This window comes from Butyrivibrio fibrisolvens, from assembly GCF_023206215.1.
Classification (GTDB): Bacteria; Bacillota; Clostridia; order Lachnospirales; family Lachnospiraceae; genus Butyrivibrio; species Butyrivibrio fibrisolvens_C.
On the sequence record NZ_CP065800.1, the window covers coordinates 713,089 to 734,488 of the forward strand.

Below are 21,400 nucleotides of genomic sequence, written 5' to 3' on the forward strand. Positions count from 1 at the left end.
GAATTCATTGACAACAAACTAAAGAAGCATATACAAGAAACAGTTTTATAGGAGTAATTATAAATGGCAGGAGATAACGGGGAACTCACATGGGACCAGGCGAAGCTGGCCGAATATTTTACAGCATGTCAGGAAAAGTACAATACTTTCCTGTCAATGTCAGATACACTGATTCTGAAATTCAAAGCATTCGTGGATGACGATACACATACAGGACCTGAAGCAGAGGCAGCCAAGGCCTTCATACAGGACTATCAGATCAAGATGATAGAAGACCTCGTATGGGTAATACAGGAATTCATGACTAAGCAGGATGAACTTCTTGAAAACTTCAAGGATGAAGTTACAGAAGATGACACCGCCAGAATGAAGCTCTCTCGCCTTGAAGAGATAATAAATGACTTCGAGACCTATATCAGCAATTTCGAAACAGTAAGTGACGATATAGAAGAGGTATATCAAGGGCTGGTATCAGGATGTTCCATAGCAGGAGTCGAATTCACCCAGCCACTACCTGGTAATACCAAGACATACTTTGGTTTTATTACAAGAAATGGCAGCACTGAGGGAAGAGTACCCAAGACCAAAAATTACCTTTGCAGTTTCAATGATACCCATGCAAACGAGATAACAGGATCAGAAATCGATTCATTTCTTGCAGACATAGAATCAAACTTAAAAGGATTCCTTGAACTTACATCACAGCAGCTGCAGGATACTGTTCTAAACTACTCAGATACTACCCTCCTTCCTTGGTATAAAGATCCATCCTCATCACTTGATGAAGCTACCAAACAGGAATACGACACCTATATGCAGAACATGGCCGATTACCTTAATGGTAATAAGGAACGATGTGAAGTATATAAATACGATCCTGTAAACATGTGTACAGGTAACTATATAAATGAGCATGAAGATCTCAAGATAGGCGGACTCTATCCTCTTACATTCAAGAGATTCTATAACGCTCTTCCATCATCCAAAGAAGACTTCATCCTTGGAAACGGCTGGAGCACAACCTATTCAGAGCACCTTACAAGAGACGAAGAAGGAATCCGCATATCCTATGCAGACGGAAGTATAGGCCTTTATAAAGAGCGCATCATCAAAGGTAAGAAGTACTACGAAGAGATTCACGGCGAACCAGGCCTTTTGTCAGAGATAGAAGATGACTCAGAATCAACAGCCGAAGAGATAATAAAAAAGAAAACCTATATCCTGCGTCAGGACAATGGCCAGTACAAGAAATTCGATGAAAACGGATATCTTGTAGAACTGGGTGATGATAACGGAGCAGTTGCAGAACTTTTATATACTAACGTAAAGACATCTGAGGAAAAGTCTGAAAAACGTCTAGCATCCGTTAAGACACCGGGAATCGCAGCCCTTTTCTTTACATACAATGAATATGGAAATATAACATCCCTTAAGGACCATGCCGGAAGGGTTGTTAAGTATACCTATAAATCTGTCTCTGAGCCTGATGATCCCAAATCAGTTCAGGTTCTTGAGTCTGTAACCTATGCAGATGGAACTACAGCATCTTACGATTATTCTAAAGACGGTAAGATCTCAGAAGTAACTAATCAGCGCGGCATAAAAGCTATAACCAATACCTATGACAGTCAGGGAAGAACCATAAAGCAGTCATTCCCAGATGGCGGAGTCATGACTTATGCATATGATGACAAGAAGCGCACCACAACAGCAACAGAACAAAATGGCAACAAGGTAGTATATAAGCATGATGCCAAGATGCGCCATACAGGTACTAAGTACTATGACGGCGAAGAAAGCTTCACATACAATAAGCGCAACCAGAAGATATCACATACCAACAAGCTTGGATATACAACTAGATATACCTATGACAACAGAGGTCACCTTACAAGCATTATAGATCCCATGGGCCATAAGACCTGCATGACCTATAATGCTGACGGAAGGCTCATGGCCTTAAAGGATCCCAAAGGAAACAGCTATAAGTATACATATGATATACAAGGTAACCTCTTTGAAGTTAAGGATCCTCTTGGCAATAAGAAGCGCTTCTACTACACAGGAAGATACCTCAAGAAGGTTAAGGACGAAGAAGGAAACATAACCCTTCTTAGTTATGATGCAGAAGGAAACGTAAGCTGCATAACAGACCCAGAAGGAGTAAAGACCTTCTATGAGTATGACAGCCTTGGAAGGGTAATAAAGACAAGCGATATAGAAGGATCATCCAGGACATATACATATGATGATGCTGACAGGATAACATCCGTAACAGATGCCCTTGGTAACCGTACATCATATGAGTACAACGAGAGCGGAAAAGTAACAAAGATAACAAATCCTGACGGAACTACAAAGACATGGGAATACAACATCATAGGTAAGCCCTGCAAGGTAACAGATGAAGCAGGAAGAGTAACAAATGTTGACTATAACAGTATGTGGAAGGAAGAGAAGATAACCCTTCCTAATAGTGGAACAATTCTTTACGAGTATGATCCTCTCATGCGTATCAAAAAAGTCACAGATCCTGAAGGTAGGACCACCGGCTATGACTATGATAAGAATGGCAATGTATTAGCAAGGTATCTTGGAGATATAAAGGTAAACAGCCGTAAATACAACGCCCTTAACCAAGTGATCAAAGAAACAGATGCCCTTGGACATGAGAAGTCTTATGAGTACGATGAGAATGGCAAGATCACAGCTTTAACAGATACACTTGGTAACAGATATACACGAGAGTATAACGAACTTGGAAGAGTAGTAAGACAGACTGACCCTCTTGGACATGGCTCTTCTTATACCTACACAAAGTCAGGTGCCATAGAGACAGTAACAGACCCAGCCGGAAGAGTAAGAAAGTTTGAGTATACCAAGTCAGGAAAGCTTCATGCTATATATTTCTGCGGAAGAAAAGACCAGGAACTCATCTATGACAACGCAGGCCGAGTAGAAAAGAGAACATTCGCTGATGGCTATACTATCAGCTATTCTTATGATGCCCTTAACAGAGTAGTAAAGGTAGAAGGAAGTGACGGACGCACAGCATCATATGAATACGATGCCATGGGAAGAGCTACAAAAGTATCTAACGGACGTAGCACAACTCTTTACACATACACACCAACAGGAAAGCTAAAGAGCGTAGTAGATGCTCTTGGCAACGAGACAGCATACACCTATGATGAACTCGATAACCTTAAGAGTATCCATAGAGCAGAAGGCAGAATTACAGATGATATCACAAGCAAGAATGTAAATGGAATCTCTATTGATCCTTCTAATGTAGATATAAAGCGTGATGTATTTCCTAAAGTTGGAGAAAACGGCCACGTAACCCTCTACTCCTACAACCTTGCAGGTCAGCTCACAAAAGTAACCGATGCCCTTGGTCAGGAAGAGACATATGAATACGACCAGTATGGCCGCCTTATCACAAAGACAGATAGAGACAGCTTCGATACAACCTATGAATACAATGATCTTGGCGCAGTAACCAAGGTAGGATATGCAGATGGCAGAAGTGTAGCATTTAGTTATGATGAGCTTAACCACCTGAGTGAGATCAACGACTGGCTTGGAAAGACCACACTTGAAAACGACATCTTCGGACGCCTTTCAAAAGTAACAGACTATCAAAACAGAACTGTAGGCTATGAGTACAACTCCATAGGAGAAAAGACAAAGCTCACATACCCTGATGGAAGACAGGTTCTTTATAGCTATGATGAAGAAGGAAAGCTTTCATCTATAACATCAAAAGGAATAGACACAGGTTTCGATGAGCATACATCCTATGCTTATGATGAAATAGGAAGACTTATAGAAAAGCTCCTTCCAAATGGAGTAAAACAGGCTTACTCATACCTTCCAGGTGGTAACCTTGAGAGTATGACAAGCACTGATAAAGAAGGTATACTTGATAAGTACTTCTACAGCTACAACAATTCAGGCCTTATCTCAGGAATAGGCAGAGAAAGAAGAGATCTGGATGCAATATCAGGTCAGTATGACTACCAGTATGATGCAATAGGAAGACTTACAAGATCCAGCCTTAACGGACAGTTACGAGCTTCTTATGAGTACGATGCATTTGGAAACAGAGTAAGCCTTGTTGAAAGCGATGCTAAGACCACATACAGATATGATGCTCTTGACAGACTTATAGAAGCAAAGGAATTAAATAACAGTCAGGCGATAGTAAGATCCTACGATTACGATAAGCGTGGCAATCAGACAAGTGAGTATGTAGATGGTCTTTTAAACAAGACCTTTACTTTCGATGCTACAAACATGCTGTCTAAAGTAGTAGACTCCGAAAAAGGCGAACTTGAGAACCAGTACAACGGCCTTGGCTTCAGAGTTGAATCAACAAGACCAGAAGAAAGAATAGAATACCTCTGTGATCTTTCAAGAGACTGCTTTAACCTTCTTGAGCGCACTGTAAACGGTGAGACAGAGAGCTTCATCTACGATAAGAACGTGATCTCCATGTCAAAAGCAGGAAACAGCTACTATTACCTCCAGGATGAACTCGGCTCACCAATGTACATGACAGGTACAGACGGAGCACCTGTATCATCATACGCATTCGATGACTTTGGCCGTGGCATTGATCCATTTACTGGAAAGATCAAGAAAACAGGAAATAAGCAGTCAGACAATCATGCTTATACAACAGATGGTAACATCATCCAGCCATTCGCATTCACAGGCTATCAGGAAGATGAGGTATCAGGTCTTAAATTTGCACAGGCTAGATTCTACGATGCAGATACTGGAAGATTTCAGTCAGAAGATATCGTAAAGGGATTTACGAGTAGTCCATTCACCTTGAATCATTACAGTTATTGTTTTGGAAAACCAGTAGGATTTGTTGATAGAAACGGAAAATTATTTGAGTGGGCTGCTGATGCGTGGGATAAAGCATGTGATGTATGTGATTCAGTTGGCGATGCAGTAGATAATGCAGTAGATAAAACATGTGATAAAGTAGGTGAGATCTATGAAGAACATAAGGAAATTATTAATGCAACAGTAATTACAGCAGCTGCTGTTACTGTGACTGTTGCCACTTGTGGAGCAGGAACAGCTCTTGCAGTTGGAGCGATGAGTGTTGGTGGCGGGTTAGTCATGGGGGCAACAAGCGAAGATGGCTTCGAGAAAGGTTTTGCAAGAGGTATGGCAGATACATCGGTCGCATTAGCTTCTTTTGCAGCCAATCCAGGCGGTGCGATTTTAGGCGTTGGTGGACAAGTTGTGGTGGACATAAAGAATGGGCAAATATCATCGCCAGAGGCTTATGCAGCAGCAGCTTTTGGAGGAGCTATAGCTAATTCAAAAATTCCTATGCCTAATACAGTGGGAGGAATAGCTAGTTCTCTGATGAGTGATTATCTTACGAATTCCGTAACTGATGGAGAAGTCAGCGGATCAAAAATGTTAATGCATGCGATGGCCGCTGGTTTTGTTGGTGCAGGATTTGATGCTGGTATAGGACTTCTGAATAAATTTTCACCAGGACTAATTAAAGCCGCAGTAACATCAGTGTATGATCCATTATGGGTTTTCAAAAACTTTAATACAAGAAGTTTTTGGTCTATTATAGATGATTATGGCAGAGCGGCTTTGGGTTTAAATGGGGGTGCGAATATGATTGCTAATTTCTTAGATTCATATTTAACAAATGAAGCTCAAAGTTGTGGTAATTAGGAGACGTGATAATTATGTATTATGCTATTTTTGTAAGATATATTATTTTTTTATCATATTGTATATTGTTGGCATATTTGCTTCTATATATTTTCTATTAAATAAGTCGTATTGGGATAAATTTGATTTTTTAAGAGATGATCGATTACTTAGAATACTTTATAAATCAATAATACCAATATTAGTTATAGGATATACATGGTTTGTAGCTATTCCGATAATTAGAGATAAACCAGTGATTGATTCAGGAGAGTATTGTGTTCAAGAAGGCATAGTATCTCAGGCAGTTACAGATGGAGGATTGTTAGGTTTATTTAAAACTATAATTGTTACTATTGATAAAACTGATTATGAATTTAACGTGGCGTATGCAGAGGAAGGGATAACTAAAGGAGATATTGTGAATATTACGTATTTACCGCATTCAAAATATGCAGTGATAGAAAAGCCATAAATATTATTAAGATGATGATTTGTGTTTAGTTGTTTAAAATATCAATCCTATTTTGATTACTACTAATTAAGGATCAAAATTATGATCATTTTTAAATCCTTCTCTCACATCTCCTACACATTAGAAGATGATGAGTATTCAAAACTTGCGCTGAAGATGTTATCAAATTCAGCGTCTATAAACATCATAAAACCTGTCTCCAGCAAGGCCAATGGTGCAAAGCGTTTTATGTATTCCGTAAAGGAATTAACATCGCTTTCATCCATGGGCTCTGCCCTGGAAGATGGGCTTATTTGCCGTATTTTTGGGTGCCACAAGGAAGTGCTGCAGGATATTGATGCTCAGACATTTCTGAAAAAGTAGTTTCTAGAGCTTGATCCTGAGAGGGTGTTTATTGATAGTGCCAAAGGTGAAGTTAGGTTTATTATAGTCCCTGTATTGTCGCAAGGAGATAGCGACAGTCATCAGGAGTTTATTAACAAGAATTAAAACTTCATAAGTACTGTTCTTGGAAACGGGGATCATTTTGATGATAAGAGGCTCCGTGATCTTCATGCGATGTGCAGCGCTCTGCGCAAGTATGATGACGACATGGTACGACGCAGAGCATGGCTTGAAAATCTCTATATTTACAAAAACTTCTTATGCTTATGATGAAATCGGAAGACTTATAGAAAAGCTTCTTCCAAACGGAGTAAAGCAGGACTATTCATACCTTCCGGGTGGAAACCTTGAGAGTATGACAAGCATTGATAAGGAAGGTATACTTGATAAGTATTTCTACAGCTATGATAACAGCGGCCTTATCAGTGGTATCAACAGAAGCCGTAGAGACCTTGATGCTATATCAGGTCAGTATGAATACCAGTATGATGCTATAGGAAGACTTACAAGCTCTATTCTTTACGGACAGCTTAGAGCTTCTTATGAGTATGATGCATTTGGCAATAGAACATCTCTTATATAGAAAGATACTCAGACTATATACAAGTACGACTCTCTCGACAGACTTGTAGAAGCAAGAGAGCTTAATAATGCGCAGGCAATCGTAAAGACATATGATTACGATAAGCGTGGTAATCAGACAAGAGAATTCGTAGATGGACTCCTACAGAAGACCTTTACTTTTGATGCTACAAACATGCTGTCAAAGGTAATGGATACAGATAAGGGAGAACTAGAGAATCAGTACAATGGACTCGGATTCAGAGTAGCATCCACAAGACCTGAAGAAAAGATAGAGTATCTCTGTGATCTTTCAAGAGATTATTACAACCTTCTTGAACGTACTGTTAATGGCGAGACAGAAACATTTGTATATGATAAGAATGTAGTATCAATGTCAAAAGCAGGAAACAGCTACTATTACCTTCAGGATGAACTGGGATCACCAATGTACATGACAGGAACAAATGGAGCACCTGTATCATCATATGCATTTGATGACTTTGGCAGAAGCGTCGATCCGTTCACCGGAAAGCTCAAGAAATCAGCTAATAAGCAGTCTGGCAATCACGCCTATACAACAGAAGGAAACATCATCCAACCATTCGCATTCACAGGCTATCAGGAAGATGAAGTATCAGGTCTTATGTTTGCACAGGCAAGATTTTATGATGCAGCTTCAGGAAGTTTTCTGTCAGAAGATCCAAGAAAGGGATTTATAAATAAACCCCTTACTATTAATCATTATGGATACTGTTTTGGTAATCCGGTTGGATTTTCAGATAAGAATGGTAAGTTACCTGGATGGATGGAAGATGCATGGGATGCAGCTTGTGATGTTACAGTAGATGCATGGGATGTAGCTTGTGATGTTACAGTAGATGCATGGGATGTAGCTTGTGATGTTGCGAGTGATGCATGGGATACAACATGTGAAGTTGTCAGCGATGTTGCTAAGGATACTGTAGATGCAGTTAAGACGGTAGGTACTTTTGTTGCTGAACATCCTATGGAAGTCGCAGATACTAAGACTGACGATCAAGATGTAACCTACATTTATAGGATGGGGTCTGGTAATGGCACAAATTTGACACCACGCTCAACAGATGTTGATGGTTTATCATATTCTTTAACACCACCAACATCGGGAAAATATACCGTAACGACAATTGAGGCCGTTAATGCGACAGGAGTTCTTGTCGCTGAACAAAATGGTACTAATCATGTTAGTGTTTATCCTAGAGATATAAGTCAATTAGATGATTGGATGGCATCACGTGATACAGCAAATACAGATCCTTATTACTTAACGGTAATGTTGCAATCTATTAGCGTAAAAATGAAATGTGGAGAATAATAATATGGATGATAAAGTGATTAATAAAGGAGATTTATTAAGTCTTGTACCTAAGAATAAATTCGATGATAGTAAGCTCGATGTAATCGATGGGTTATCAGATTCGGAAATGCAGATAATTATAAAAGAATTGTTTGAATGGACCAAAGATATTAATTGGCCAATTGCTATACCGTTAATGAATATTCTAAAGAAGAGAGAGCAAATATCTATTCCATGCATAAAAAGTATATTGAAGAGCAGAGATTGGGAATGGACAGAATGGATTCTAAAATATTTAGTATCAAACTTTTCTGACAGTTATATTATGCAATTAGAAAAAGAACTGGAAACTATAGTAAATATAAAAGATATAGATGATGATTATGAGGAAATGCAGATAATAGCTCGAGAACTATATAACAGAGCTAAAGCAAAACACAGCTGAGAAAAAAGCATGAAATAAGCAGTCTGGTAATCATGCCTATACAACAGAAGGCAACATCATCCAGCCATTTGCATTTACAGGCTATCAGGAAGATGAGGTTTCAGAACTTAAGTTTGCACAGGCTAGATTCTATAGCTCTGATAATGGTAGATTTGTTGGCGAGGACCAGGTTAGAGGATTTATTGAATTACCAGAAACTCTTAATCATTTTGTGTATTGTGTTAATAATCCAAATGTATTTATAGATGCTAACGGAAAATTTTTATTAAGTGCTGCAATAGGTGCTGGAATAGGAGCAGTTATTGGTGCAGGAGCTACAGTCGCATCTTCTATTGTGAAAGGTGAAAAAGTTGACATTGGCGAAGTCGTGAAGAATGGAGCTATAGGAGCGGGTACCGGAGCTCTAATAGGATCGGGAGTTGGAGCAGTAACAGCAGTTGCAGAGGCTGTTGTTGGAGGAACAGCTGGGGCGGCTGTTGCATCTGCAATGTCTACTGGAGCAGCTATTTGTGGAACGATGAGCGCAACAATGGAAGCAGGATTAGAAATAGCTACAAATCCAGATCATGATATTCATTTAGGTCAAATAGCTGTTTCTGGAGTGGGTGGCGCCATTGCCGGGCTGATTACTGGTTCAGGAGTTTGAAGAGCTGCTGCATCAGTATTAAATGGTGTTAATTCTATAGGAGTATCTGTTGTAAACGACATACAAAAAGGAGAGAGTTTAGATAAAATAATATATGATGCTACGATAAATGGTGCAGCAGGTGCGATTGCTGGCTTTGCGGGAGGTTCAGGTGCTACCAAGGGGGTATATTCGGCAGGACAACATCAGTATATGTTTAAAGCTGGAGGACAATTGATAATTGGACAATCTAGTTATGTAAACATATATGGCTACGCAAGTAATGCACTTCAGAAGATAGGATACGATTTAACTAAAGGATTGGGTGTCTCTGCACTTACAACAGCTATAGGTGGTCCAGTAACGTCATTTTTGACAAGTTTATTCAATGGGAATCAAGATAACAATGTTGAACCAACAGAGGAAATTATTGTAGAAGATGGTGAATGTGATGAATAATTGTTTTTTTGTAATACTAATTTGGGGCGCCATATATTTTTTTAGTTGTATAGATAGTGAACTAGGAGATAACTATGACTATTTATCGCCGTATTTTGTCAAAATTCTAGGAAATCCTTTGTCAATAAATAAAGATATCAAATTATCAACAGGAATAATACGCATCTGTAATAATGCTTTGCTTTTAGGATCATTTATAGGTCGCTTTCTTTTGCCAAATAGTAAAGATTATTGGAAATATAGTGGTGCTATTAATATTATTAGTATATTCTTGTTGTCTTGTATATCTATAATAATAGAACAAGTGTTTGTGTGTACTAGAAAAAAAAGACAAGGACATAACATGAAGGGTAATGTAGCACTTATCTGTATATTTGTTTTTTGGACTATTGCTCTATCTTATGCCTTTTTTAAAATGTCTTTGAGTAGGTAAAAGTTTTAAGACAAGTAAATCTATAGGGCTTGCAGTTCATTTAGAAAAGTGATGGCAGAAGCGTGGCCTTTAGCTATAATGAGCTTAATAAGCTAAGTAAGATAAACGACTGGCTTGGAACAACAACTATTGAAAACGACATCCGTGGTCGTCTTTCAAAAGTAACAGACTATCAGGACAGAACAGTAGCATACGAATACAACTCCATTGGAGAAAAGACAAAGCTTACATACCCTGATGGAAGACAGGCTCTTTATAGCTATGATGAAGAAGGAAAGCTCTCATCTATAACTTCAAAGGGAATAGATACAGGCTTCGATGAGAAGACATCCTATGCTTATGATGAAATAGGAAGACTTATAGAAAAACTTCTTCCAAACGGAGTAAAGCAGGATTATTCATACCTTCCAGGCGGTAACCTTGAAAGTATGACAAGCACTGATAGAGAAGGTATACTTGATAAGTACTTCTACAGCTACAACAATTCGGGTCTGATCTCTGGAATCAATAGAGAAAGACGTGAACTTGATGCTATATCAGGTCAGTATGACTACCAGTATGATGAGATTGGAAGACTCACAAGGTCCAACCTGAATGGAGAGTTAAGAGCATCCTATGAGTACGATGCTTTTGGCAACAGAACCAGCCTTATTGAAAGCGATACTCAGACTACATACAGGTATGATTCTCTTGACAGACTTGTGGAAGCAAAAGAATTAAATAACAGTCAGGCTATAGTAAGATCCTACGATTACGATAAGCGTGGCAATCAGACAAATGAGTATGTAGACGGCCTTCTAAACAAGACCTTTACTTTCGATGCCACAAACATGCTGTCTAAAGTGATCGATTCTGAAAAGGGAGAGCTTGAGAACCAGTACAACGGCCTTGGCTTCAGAGTTGCATCCATACGCCCTGAAGAAAGAATAGAATACCTCTGTGACCTTTCAAGAGACTGCTATAACATGCTTGAAAGAACAGTCAACGGCGAGACAGAAAGCTTTATATATGACAAGAATGTAATCTCTATGTCTAAAGCAGGTGATAACTACTATTATCTTCAGGATGAACTTGGCTCACCAATGTACATGACAGGTACAGATGGAGCAGCAGTATCATCATATGCTTTTGATGACTTTGGACGTGGCATTGATCCATTTACAGGCAAGCTCAAAGAGCATAGAAACATGTATTCAAATGGTATAGCAGAGTCCGGCAATAAGAAAGACTACACAAAAGAAGGAAACATCATCCAACCATTTGCATTTACAGGCTATCAGGAAGATGAAGTATCTGAACTTAAGTTTGCTCAGGCTAGATTTTATAATGCAAAAGCAGGACGATTCCAGTCAGAGGATATTATTAAAGGATTCAAGAATGCTCCATATACATTGAATCATTATAGCTACTGCTTTGGAAATCCGGTAGGATTTTCAGATAAGAATGGTAAGTTGCCTGGCTGGATGGAAGATGCATGGAATGATTTATGTAATGATTTTGAAGAAATAGGTAAATCTATTGTTGGTTATGATGTAACTTTAAAAGATGATACCATTATAAAAGACGGTAATGTAGTTGAATTTGAAACTATAGCGCACTCTGGAGGAGATAACATAGTTTTAAATTATACTTCTCAGAATGGATATGGTGCAACTTTTGCTGGAGCTACCTTCAATCTGTATTCACCAGCTGTGTATGGGAATGATGCGTGCTTTTCTTTGACACTAGGGACTAATTTTTCGGATAGTAAACTTGAGGTAACAGCTGGAAATACAACGGAATTTGTCCAAGGGGGATCAGGAAAAATATCCGCGGGTAGAATAATAGATCTTGACGGATCAAGTGTTGCTGTTATTAATGAGGTATCATATGGAGAAACTATTCAACTTGAAGGTTTTGAAGGACCATTTACTGTTACAGAAAAAACGACTATTAAAGGAATTACTAAGAACTGGAAGGATATACTTGATGATGCCAAAAAAAAGGTTGCACTGGGAGCACTAATTGCAGCGTTAATATTTACAGTAGCGGATCTTGCTCTAGGGGATGAAGAAGTAACAGCAGCTATGGTAATAAAGTATATCAATGCAAACTATCCAGAATTAGCTCAAGTTTTGAAGCAGTATCCAGAGATACTTCAGAAAATATGTCAAACAGCCACTGCTTGCACGAATTAAAAGGAGAGATATGAAAGACATAGTTAAATTGTTTAAAATATTACTAATTGCAATTGGATTATTTTTTGCATTTTTTATTGGAATGATTATCTTTGTTATCATACGTGGGAGTGATGTGAGTGATGTCACTAGTTCTATTTCTATCAATAAAACAATTATTCAGGATTCGGTATCTGAAGATCAAGAATCAAGTAACTATGAATATAAGAATGATATGAAATTAACGTATTATGACACTGTTGAAGAGGCCATATCTAATAAAGAAATGTTGGAGAAAACAACAGAAACATCTGAGTCTGTGATTTTAAAAATACTACAATTGGAAAATGAAGAAGCATATATTGTTTGCGCCGAAAAAGATGAGTGTGTATCTGGACAGGCTATTTATTGGTATAAATTGAAAATAACAGATGGAAAGTATTCTCAACCATATGATTATTCATTTACAATTTCAAATATGAAAAAGATGCCCCCATATCGATATGATTTTGATGATTATATTTCTCAGATTGTTGTATGGTCTATTGTTTCTCCTCAATATCTTATACAAACAGATTGTGGAGATAGTATCTATATTTTCGGGTGGGACAACAAGGAAGAAGTCTATGGTTTAACAATCAATGGTGTTAAACCAAATGATATCATAGAATATGAGCTTGGAGGAAAGACCTACTATTATTTCGAGTATATGAGATCAGATTTCATACAGCTATTATTTAACAAAGTAAATTTTGGAAGTTACACATTGCAACAAGTAAGCGATGCGATTGAAATCAAGTATAAGAAATAAATATTGATCTTATGACAGAAAATGTATCAATGTTGACCCAAGAAATTGAAAGCTGGAAATAAAGAATAAATATAACATAAGATTGCCCCAATCGGCGGTCTTATGTCATGGATTGGCATATATTTTAAAATATCGAAATAACCATAAAGTCTTAAGAAGAGATAGTACAAGGAAATAAAGTATTTATGATCATCCAGAAATCATTTTCTCACATCTCCTACACATTGGAAGATGATGAGTATTCTAAGCTTGCGCTGAAGATGCTATCAGGTGCAGTCTCTCCCAGCATAATAAAGCCAGTAACAACCAGAAATAACGGAAGAAAGCGCTTCATGCATTCTGTAAAGGGCCTTACTGAGATATCCTTGCTTGTTTCGGGGATGGATGAGGGCCAGAATCTGAGTGCCTGACTCCAATGTGCGGACGTCTTTCAAAGGTAACAGACTATCAGAACAGTAGCATATGAGTATAATGCACTAGGTGCAAAGACAAAGCTCACATACCCTGACGGAAGACAGGCTCTTTATAACTACGATGAAGAAGGAAAGCTCTCATCTATCACAGCCAAGGTAATAGAAGAGAACTCCAATGAGCATACATCCTATTCCTACGACGAGCTCGGAAGACTTATAGAAAAGCTCCTTCCAAACGGAGTAAGACAGGATTACTCATACCTTCCGGGTGGTAACATCGAGAGTATGACAAGCTTCGACAAAAAAGGTCAGCTTGATAGATATTTCTACAGCTATAACAACACCGGTCTTATCTCTGGAATTAACAGAGAAAGAAGAGATCTTGATGCAATATCAGGTCAGTATGACTACCAGTATGATGAGATAGGAAGACTAACAAGGTCTAGCCTAAATGGAGAGTTAAAAGCCTCGTATGAGTACGATGCCTTTGGCAACAGAACCAGCCTTATTGAAAGCGATACTCAGACTACATACAGGTATGATGCTCTTGACAGACTTGTGGAAGCAAAAGAATTAAATAACAGTCAGGCTATAGTAAGATCCTACGATTACGATAAGCGTGGCAATCAGACAAATGAGTATGTAGACGGCCTTCTAAACAAGACCTTTACTTTCGATGCCACAAACATGCTGTCTAAAGTGATCGATTCTGAAAAGGGAGAGCTCGAGAATCAGTACAACGGCCTTGGCTTCAGAGTTGCATCCATACGCCCTGAAGAAAGAATAGAATACCTCTGCGACCTTTCAAGAGACTGCTATAACATGCTTGAAAGAACAGTCAACGGCGAGACAGAAAGCTTCATCTATGACAAGAACGTAATCTCTATGTCTAAAGCAGGCGATAACTACTATTATCTTCAGGATGAACTTGGCTCACCAATGTACATGACAGGTACAGACGGAGCAGCAGTATCATCATATGCATTTGATGACTTTGGACGTAGTATTAATCCATTCACAGGCAAGATCAAAGAGGCAGGCAATAAACAACACACTAAGCATGCTTATACCACAGAAGGAAACATCATCCAGCCATTTGCATTCACAGGCTATCAGGAAGATGAAGTATCAGGACTTAAGTTTGCACAGGCAAGATTTTATAGTGCTTATAATGGAAGATTTGTCGGAGTCGATTTAAAAAAGGGAATAATAGAGTTTCCAAGTACACTTAACCAGTTTAGTTATTGTATTAATGACCCATACACCTTTGTTGACAAGAATGGCCAATGGTTGAGTCTAAAAGATTTCAATGTAAGTGATGCGCTTGCTACTGCTGGAATGGCTGTTGCAACTACTGCAGCAGTTGCTGGTGGAGTTATTTTGGCAACGGCTACTGCTCCCGTTTCGGTTCCATTAATTGCTGCAGGAGCAGTTGTTGGTGCGGGAGTAGCATATGATGCTTCTGTAATTTCTGATTGGAAAAATGACGAACATGCTAATTTGCAAAAAGCCGTAGATAATGCTACTGCAGGGGCAATGATAGGAGGAACGTTAGTTGCAGGAGCAGGTGCTGTAACAGCAGCAGGCGGCGCATCGCTTGAAACAGTTGGTACAGCAATGTTAGAGCACAAGGATGTAGTTACTGGAACCTTTGGCGGCCTTATAAGCATGGCTAAAGGTGATTCATTTAGCTCAGGTTTTTGGCCAACATATGTAAATAGCAAAGTTACTACTAAATTTAATGGAGGAGTCTTTGGCAATTTAGTGGGAGGAATAGCTGGATCAGCAACAAGTGAGCTTACTAATTTTTCAGAAAATGGTGATAAGACATTTCATGTAGGAAAAGCTTTTGCAAAGTCTGCGACAACTGGATTGGTGCAGAGCGTATTAGGAGGAATGGGAGATGCATATGGTTCTGTTCTTGAGGAATGTGGCGCAGATACAACTACCAAACTGTTATGGTATGGCATAAATGATTTAAAGAATCAAAATTTGTTAGGAGAGACAGCATCGTTTGTTGTAGAAGAGATAACAAACAACAATGCGTGTCCTAGTGACAATAATTAAAGGGGATGTACATATGAACCAGGATTTTGAGGCAGCTATATATATTATCATTCATTTTATGATTTTATATTTTAGTTTGGCAGTGAATCTGTATTGTATTACACAGTATATTATAGGAAAAAAATTTGATGTAGAAAGGGAAAGCAATTTTATTGCTAAACTTATAAGCATTCCAATATTATATATATCCATAAGATATGGAGTATATAAATATGCATTTCTTTTCTTGTCATGTATACTAGAGCGTTATCAAAGCAAAAGGATTTTTATTATATGTAGTTTAGGGATTCTTTTTTTGGAATGCTTTTCCTATCTAGGTTTTATGAGTGATAATGAAAAAAAAATATATATTTTTAGGTTTGATTTGATAAAGCAAATACTAAAGATAATTCAAATGCTTTCTGTAATTGTTCTTGTAATACATTTGTTTTTAAAAGGCATAGGCATAATTGATATTGGAACTGTTGTTTGGCGTATTGAATTAGTAATTAATCTATTCGTACTAATAAGCTTTGTGATTATATCATCATTTAACCTTACGGTATCTTCGGATAGAGAATACATGTGCATTAATAACGGGTTAACTCAGGTCTTGCTCGTTATGGATGATTCTCATCCTTTGAAATTCAAGAAGAATGATGATAATTCATATTATATTAGCAATGGTGAGGATAGTGCAGATACTTTTGTATTAAATAAAGAACACTTATTGACATTACAGAAATATTTTCAGGAAGAACTGAGTTTGTGAAAGAAGGATAAAACGTATGATAGATAAGAAAAAGATGATATATAAAATTGTTGGGGGTATATTTTATGTAATTATGATTCTGGTTCTTTCGTTTATATGCTGGAAAATGGAGAAGAGAGTATTAAGTATATTTTTTATACTCTTACCTATTAGTCAGTTTTTATATTATTATATGGAGTTCGCTCAGATAAAAAAATAATAAAAATCAGAAGTAATTAGTAGCTTATTCTAGGCTTTTTTGGAGTAAATGGCGAAAATACTATTTTAGCAAATCAAAGGAGAAGCAACATATAGCTACAACGGCTTTGGAAAGCGAGTAGCTGTAACCCGTCCTGAAGAAAAGATTGAATACCTTCTAGACCTCACCAAAGACTACCATAATATGCTTGAGCGTAGTGTAAATGGTGAGAGAGAAAGCTATGTATATGATAATAACGTTGTGTCAATGTCTAAAGCCAGTGATGACTATTTCTATATGCTGGACGAACTGGGTACAGGCATGTATCTGACAGGAACAGATGGAACAGTGTCGGACACATATGCTTACGATGAATTTGGAAGGAATCTGGATCCTTGCACAGGAAAAGAAAAACCTCAGTACCAAAAACAGGGAAATATCCTTCAGCCACTTGCATTCACCGGGTATCAGACCGACGAGATGACAGAAAGTTACTTTGCTCAGGCAAGATTCTATAATGCAGGAAATGGACGCTTTGTAAGTGAGGATAAGGTTAGAGGTCATAAGATTCGTCCAGACAGTATAAATCATTATTTATATTGTTATAATATGCCTATCAAACTTGTTGACTTAAATGGTAGAGAACCTATTGATGATGAGTTTGTTGATTATAAAGAACATGTCGAAGAAACGTCAAATGCCATAGAGACAGTAGATAATTCCATAGATAGTTTTATGGATAAACTAGATGAAAAAGATCATCCTATTATTATAATAGGCGGATCGGGATCCGCAGGATCAGGAGGAGTTGGTAGTTATGGTGCTCAGCTTGTGATAGATACTACTAAAATATTTACAGATCCGCTTTATTGCTTTGGTGTTCAATTAGCAGGTGGACTTGGCGTTCAAATGGGTTCGTCTGCAAAAGGGTCACTTTATGCTGGGATGATGTGGGCGGATGATATAACTTGTGCTCAGGGCTATGGAACAGAAGTAGGAGTTAGCGGAGGTGAAGTTATAGTATATGGTGCAGGTATGTGGGCCTCTGGTGATGCTGATCCAACGGGTGAAAAAAATAAATTTGGAGGATATTTGTCATTGGGGGTAGGAGTTGAAGGACAAGTTGCAGAGTTACACGTTACTGAAACATATGGATCGCCTTTGTTTTATCCATTTCAAGCATTATATGATGGTGCAAAATATGTGATTGAAAATTCATATAAAGAAGTAAACAATGAATTATCATTGCCTAAGGCAAAACTAAAAGGTCTTCAAAATGTTGCTGCTACTGTTTTGAAAGCAAAAGAAAAATCTAGGTTGATAACCAATAATATAAATGGAGAGTGCGAAGATTAACCTTTGAAGTACTAATATCTAATCCAGTGATTTATACTATGACATGTTGGAAAAGTCTTTACATATATTTTATATTTTTAAATCACCAGTTATTTAGGAGCATAAATGATTATATTTTATTTATTGATTATTATATTTATCATTAGACATATCGTTATTGAAATAAATAATCAAAAGCTTAGAAATCCCAAGAATGAGAATGAGGATATAAAAACGATTGATGGAATTACATATTTAATTAAGGATAATAGTTCCTATGTCATGTACAAACTAGATTCAGCTTTTACTAGTAAGTATTTAAAATCTTGGACTTTTACTAAAAATCCAATACTGAAGGGGAATTAGTTTTTGGCGCTCTTAATATTGCTACTAATGGGAGTGGTAACAAAGATTATGGTCATACTTACAATGTTAAAATTGAATCATTTGGTGATAATACTCTTTTACATATGACATATATAGGAAAAACCGGAATAGGTACTATGGGGCCATCTAAACTACTTACTCAGGCATATCATTTTTTTATGTTAGAGCAATTTGATGTGCTTGAGATAAGAGAAAACAGCAACGAACATGATTAGAGTAATTGCAATTGGTATTTTTTTGTGACTTAAGTAACCGATGCCCTTGGCCAGGAAGAGACATATGAATACGACCAGTATGGCCGCCTTATCACAAAGACAGACAGAGACAGCTTCGATACAACCTATGAGTATAATGATCTAGGCGCAGTAACCAAGGTTGGATATGCTGATGGCAGAAGTGTAGCATTTAGCTATGATGAACTGAACCACCTTAGCGAGATCAACGACTGGCTTGGAAAGACTACACTTGAAAACGATATCTTTGGACGTCTTTCAAAGGTAACAGACTATCAAAATAGAACAGTGGGCTATGAGTATAACTCCATAGGTGAAAAGACAAAGCTCACATACCCTGATGGCAGACAGGCTCTTTATAGCTACGATGATGAAGGAAAGCTCTCATCCATAACGTCAAAAGGCTTTGAAGAAAGCTCCAATGAGCATACATCCTATTCCTACGACAATCTCGGAAGACTTATCGAAAAGCTCCTTCCAAACGGAGTAAGACAGGATTACTCATACCTTCCGGGTGGTAACATCGAGAGTATGACAAGCTTTGATAAAGAAGGTATACTTGATAAGTACTTCTACAGCTACAACAATTTAGGCCTCATCTCTGGAATTAACAGAGAAAGAAGAGATCTTGATGCAATATCAGGTCAGTATGATTACCAGTATGATGAGATAGGAAGACTCACAAGATCCAGCCTGAATGGAGAGTTAAGAGCTTCCTATGAGTACGATGCCTTTGGCAACAGAACCAGCCTTACTGAAAGAGATGCTCAAACAACATACAGATATGATGCTCTCGACAGGCTTATAGAAGCAAAAGAATTAAATAACTGTCAGGCTATAGTAAGATCCTACGATTACGATAAGCGTGGCAATCAGACAAATGAGTATGTAGACGGCCTTCTAAACAAGACCTTTACTTTCGATGCCACAAACATGCTGTCTAAAGTGGTTGATTCTGAAAAGGGAGAGCTCGAGAACCAGTACAACGGCCTTGGCTTCAGAGTAGCATCCCCATACGCCATAAAGAAAGAATAGAATACCTCTGCGACCTTTCAAGAGACTGCTACAACATGCTTGAAAGAACAGTCAACGGCGAGACAGAAAGCTTCATCTATGACAAGAACGTAATCTCTATGTCTAAAGCAGGTGATAACTACTATTATCTTCAGGATGAACTTGGCTCACCAATGTACATGACAGGTACAGACGGTGCAGCAGTATCATCATATGCATTTGATGATTTTGGACGTGGCATTGATCCGTTCACAGGCAAGATCAAAGAGGCAGGCAATAAACAGCACACTAAGCATGCTTATACCACAGAGGGCAACATCATCCAGCCATTTGCATTCACAGGCTATCAGGAAGATGAAGTATCTGGACTTAAGTTTGCACAGGCAAGATACTACAGTGCAGATATAGGTAGATTTATAGGTGTCGATTTAAGGAAGGGCATCATAGAATATCCTAATACACTTAACTCGTTTAGTTATTGTATTAACAACCCATACTCTTTCGTTGATAGAAATGGACAATGGCTAAGCTTAAAAGATTTTAATGTAAGTGATGCACTTGCAACTGCCGGAATGGCAGTTGCAACTACAGCTGCAGTTGTTGGAGGTATAGCATTAGCTACAGCGACTGCTCCCGTTTCTGTTCCATTAATTGCTGCTGGCGCTGTTGTAGGCGCTGGGGTGGCATATGATGCTTCTGTAATATCTGATTGGAAAAATGATAGCCATGCTAATCTTACAAAAGCAGTGGACAATGCTGCAGCTGGTGCTATGATAGGAGGAACTATAGTTGCTGGCGCAGGAGCAGTTATGGCATCTGGAGGTGCAACACTTGAAACTGTAGGTACTGCATTATTGGAAAATAAAGATGTTGTTACTAGTACAGTAGGTGGATTTATTAGTACAGCAACAGGCAATTCATTTAGCTCTGGCTTTTGGTCAACTTATGTAAATAGTAAAGTAACTTCAGCCACAAGGGCTGGATTCTGGGGAAATTTCTGGGGAGGTGTATCTGGTACAGCAACTAGTGAATTTATTACTAACGTTGAAAACGGAAATCGTAATCCTAATTTTGGTAGGCTCGCATCAAAATCTCTACTAAATGGGATGGCACAAGCAGTAATTGGAGGAATGGGCGATGAATACAGTAATGCTTTACAGTCAACTGACCCTGATATTGGTAGCCAAATAGCATGGTATGTAATAAATGATTTAAAAAATCAGAGTTTGTTAGGTCAATCTGCATCCTATATAATTGACAATTTAACAAATGATAATGAATGTCCTCTCCATATAATCAAGTGTTTTCTTCAGTAATTTCAAGTTTTTTTCTATCCTCAGTATGAGTAGAACTTAGGTTATGGAGTAATCCTTGTCTATAAATGACAGATATATAGGTATAAATGGGTACTCCAAATAAAACGTCTTATGATTACGATTTAAATGGCCTCGATGTATACCCATCCCTATATGGCAGCTCACCTCTCATGTCCAACAGGATCATCCCAGCAAGGGGAGTCCTCACTTCCTTCGTTCTGCCTATCCATAACCAGGGTGCCAGCTCAGCTAATCAACAGGGTCAAAGCCCTCCGGAAAAAATTCCTGCTGGCTACCAGCTCACTCTTTGTTTGTTACTGA

General features: G+C 38.1%; 16 protein-coding genes. All 16 read left to right on the forward strand.

The window, feature by feature from the left end:
* Nucleotides 1-63: 63 nt before the first annotated feature.
* The gene (locus I7804_RS02910) at nucleotides 64-5,718 is read left to right on the forward strand and encodes a DUF6531 domain-containing protein (protein ID WP_248404834.1); all 5,655 of its coding nucleotides are present in this window, start codon (nucleotides 64-66) and stop codon (nucleotides 5,716-5,718) included.
* A 58-nt stretch (nucleotides 5,719-5,776) separates the two neighbouring features.
* Complete coding sequence (locus I7804_RS02915) at nucleotides 5,777-6,172, forward strand: hypothetical protein (protein WP_248404835.1); 396 nt, start codon at nucleotides 5,777-5,779, stop codon at nucleotides 6,170-6,172.
* 81 nt (nucleotides 6,173-6,253) lie between these two features.
* Nucleotides 6,254-6,535: a hypothetical protein gene (locus I7804_RS02920; protein WP_248404836.1), complete on the forward strand. Its 282-nt coding sequence runs from the start codon at nucleotides 6,254-6,256 to the stop codon at nucleotides 6,533-6,535.
* A 190-nt stretch (nucleotides 6,536-6,725) separates the two neighbouring features.
* Nucleotides 6,726-7,139, forward strand: a complete 414-nt coding sequence (locus tag I7804_RS02925; protein ID WP_248404837.1) for an RHS repeat domain-containing protein — start codon at nucleotides 6,726-6,728, stop codon at nucleotides 7,137-7,139.
* Between the two features lie 189 nt (nucleotides 7,140-7,328).
* Complete coding sequence (locus I7804_RS02930; RefSeq protein WP_248404838.1) at nucleotides 7,329-8,474, forward strand: RHS repeat-associated core domain-containing protein; 1,146 nt, start codon at nucleotides 7,329-7,331, stop codon at nucleotides 8,472-8,474.
* 4 nt (nucleotides 8,475-8,478) lie between these two features.
* Complete coding sequence (locus I7804_RS02935) at nucleotides 8,479-8,901, forward strand: DUF5071 domain-containing protein (protein WP_248404839.1); 423 nt, start codon at nucleotides 8,479-8,481, stop codon at nucleotides 8,899-8,901.
* Nucleotides 8,902-8,959: 58 nt separating this feature from the next.
* Nucleotides 8,960-9,547 (forward strand): RHS repeat-associated core domain-containing protein, encoded by a 588-nt coding sequence (locus I7804_RS02940; RefSeq protein WP_282570512.1) that lies wholly within the window; start codon nucleotides 8,960-8,962, stop codon nucleotides 9,545-9,547.
* Between the two features lie 192 nt (nucleotides 9,548-9,739).
* On the forward strand, nucleotides 9,740-9,985 hold the full coding sequence (locus I7804_RS02945; protein ID WP_248404841.1) for a hypothetical protein: 246 nt from the start codon (nucleotides 9,740-9,742) through the stop codon (nucleotides 9,983-9,985).
* Nucleotides 9,986-10,480: 495 nt separating this feature from the next.
* Entirely contained in the window at nucleotides 10,481-12,595 is a 2,115-nt protein-coding gene (locus tag I7804_RS02950) for an RHS repeat domain-containing protein (protein ID WP_248404843.1), read from the forward strand.
* Nucleotides 12,596-12,605: 10 nt separating this feature from the next.
* Complete coding sequence (locus I7804_RS02955; RefSeq protein WP_248404845.1) at nucleotides 12,606-13,385, forward strand: hypothetical protein; 780 nt, start codon at nucleotides 12,606-12,608, stop codon at nucleotides 13,383-13,385.
* A 185-nt stretch (nucleotides 13,386-13,570) separates the two neighbouring features.
* A complete protein-coding gene (locus I7804_RS02960) occupies nucleotides 13,571-13,795 on the forward strand; it encodes a hypothetical protein (protein WP_248404847.1) in 225 nt (74 codons plus the stop codon).
* A gap of 288 nt (nucleotides 13,796-14,083) precedes the next feature.
* The gene (locus I7804_RS02965) at nucleotides 14,084-15,865 is read left to right on the forward strand and encodes an RHS repeat domain-containing protein (protein ID WP_248404849.1); all 1,782 of its coding nucleotides are present in this window, start codon (nucleotides 14,084-14,086) and stop codon (nucleotides 15,863-15,865) included.
* Nucleotides 15,866-16,187: 322 nt separating this feature from the next.
* Nucleotides 16,188-16,616, forward strand: coding sequence for a hypothetical protein (locus tag I7804_RS02970; RefSeq protein ID WP_248404851.1), 429 nt, complete (start codon nucleotides 16,188-16,190; stop codon nucleotides 16,614-16,616).
* A 445-nt stretch (nucleotides 16,617-17,061) separates the two neighbouring features.
* Complete coding sequence (locus I7804_RS02975; RefSeq protein WP_248404853.1) at nucleotides 17,062-18,150, forward strand: RHS repeat domain-containing protein; 1,089 nt, start codon at nucleotides 17,062-17,064, stop codon at nucleotides 18,148-18,150.
* 887 nt (nucleotides 18,151-19,037) lie between these two features.
* Entirely contained in the window at nucleotides 19,038-19,784 is a 747-nt protein-coding gene (locus I7804_RS02980) for a hypothetical protein (protein ID WP_248404855.1), read from the forward strand.
* 35 nt (nucleotides 19,785-19,819) lie between these two features.
* Nucleotides 19,820-21,079 (forward strand): RHS repeat-associated core domain-containing protein, encoded by a 1,260-nt coding sequence (locus I7804_RS02985; RefSeq protein WP_248404856.1) that lies wholly within the window; start codon nucleotides 19,820-19,822, stop codon nucleotides 21,077-21,079.
* Nucleotides 21,080-21,400: the final 321 nt, after the last annotated feature.

Bases quoted from the DNA above. Each gene is read 5' to 3' on its own strand.
- I7804_RS02925 (WP_248404837.1), top strand. From the start codon at position 6,726: ATGCGATGTGCAGCGCTCTGCGCAAGTATGATGACGACATGGTACGAC.
- I7804_RS02955 (WP_248404845.1), top strand. From the start codon at position 12,606: ATGAAAGACATAGTTAAATTGTTTAAAATATTACTAATTGCAATTGGA.
- I7804_RS02930 (WP_248404838.1), top strand. From the start codon at position 7,329: ATGGATACAGATAAGGGAGAACTAGAGAATCAGTACAATGGACTCGGA.
- I7804_RS02975 (WP_248404853.1), top strand. From the start codon at position 17,062: ATGTCTAAAGCCAGTGATGACTATTTCTATATGCTGGACGAACTGGGT.
- I7804_RS02960 (WP_248404847.1), top strand. From the start codon at position 13,571: ATGATCATCCAGAAATCATTTTCTCACATCTCCTACACATTGGAAGAT.
- I7804_RS02910 (WP_248404834.1), top strand. From the start codon at position 64: ATGGCAGGAGATAACGGGGAACTCACATGGGACCAGGCGAAGCTGGCC.
- I7804_RS02970 (WP_248404851.1), top strand. From the start codon at position 16,188: ATGAGTGATAATGAAAAAAAAATATATATTTTTAGGTTTGATTTGATA.
- I7804_RS02965 (WP_248404849.1), top strand. From the start codon at position 14,084: ATGACAAGCTTCGACAAAAAAGGTCAGCTTGATAGATATTTCTACAGC.
- I7804_RS02945 (WP_248404841.1), top strand. From the start codon at position 9,740: ATGTTTAAAGCTGGAGGACAATTGATAATTGGACAATCTAGTTATGTA.
- I7804_RS02935 (WP_248404839.1), top strand. From the start codon at position 8,479: ATGGATGATAAAGTGATTAATAAAGGAGATTTATTAAGTCTTGTACCT.
- I7804_RS02920 (WP_248404836.1), top strand. From the start codon at position 6,254: ATGATCATTTTTAAATCCTTCTCTCACATCTCCTACACATTAGAAGAT.
- I7804_RS02985 (WP_248404856.1), top strand. From the start codon at position 19,820: ATGCTTGAAAGAACAGTCAACGGCGAGACAGAAAGCTTCATCTATGAC.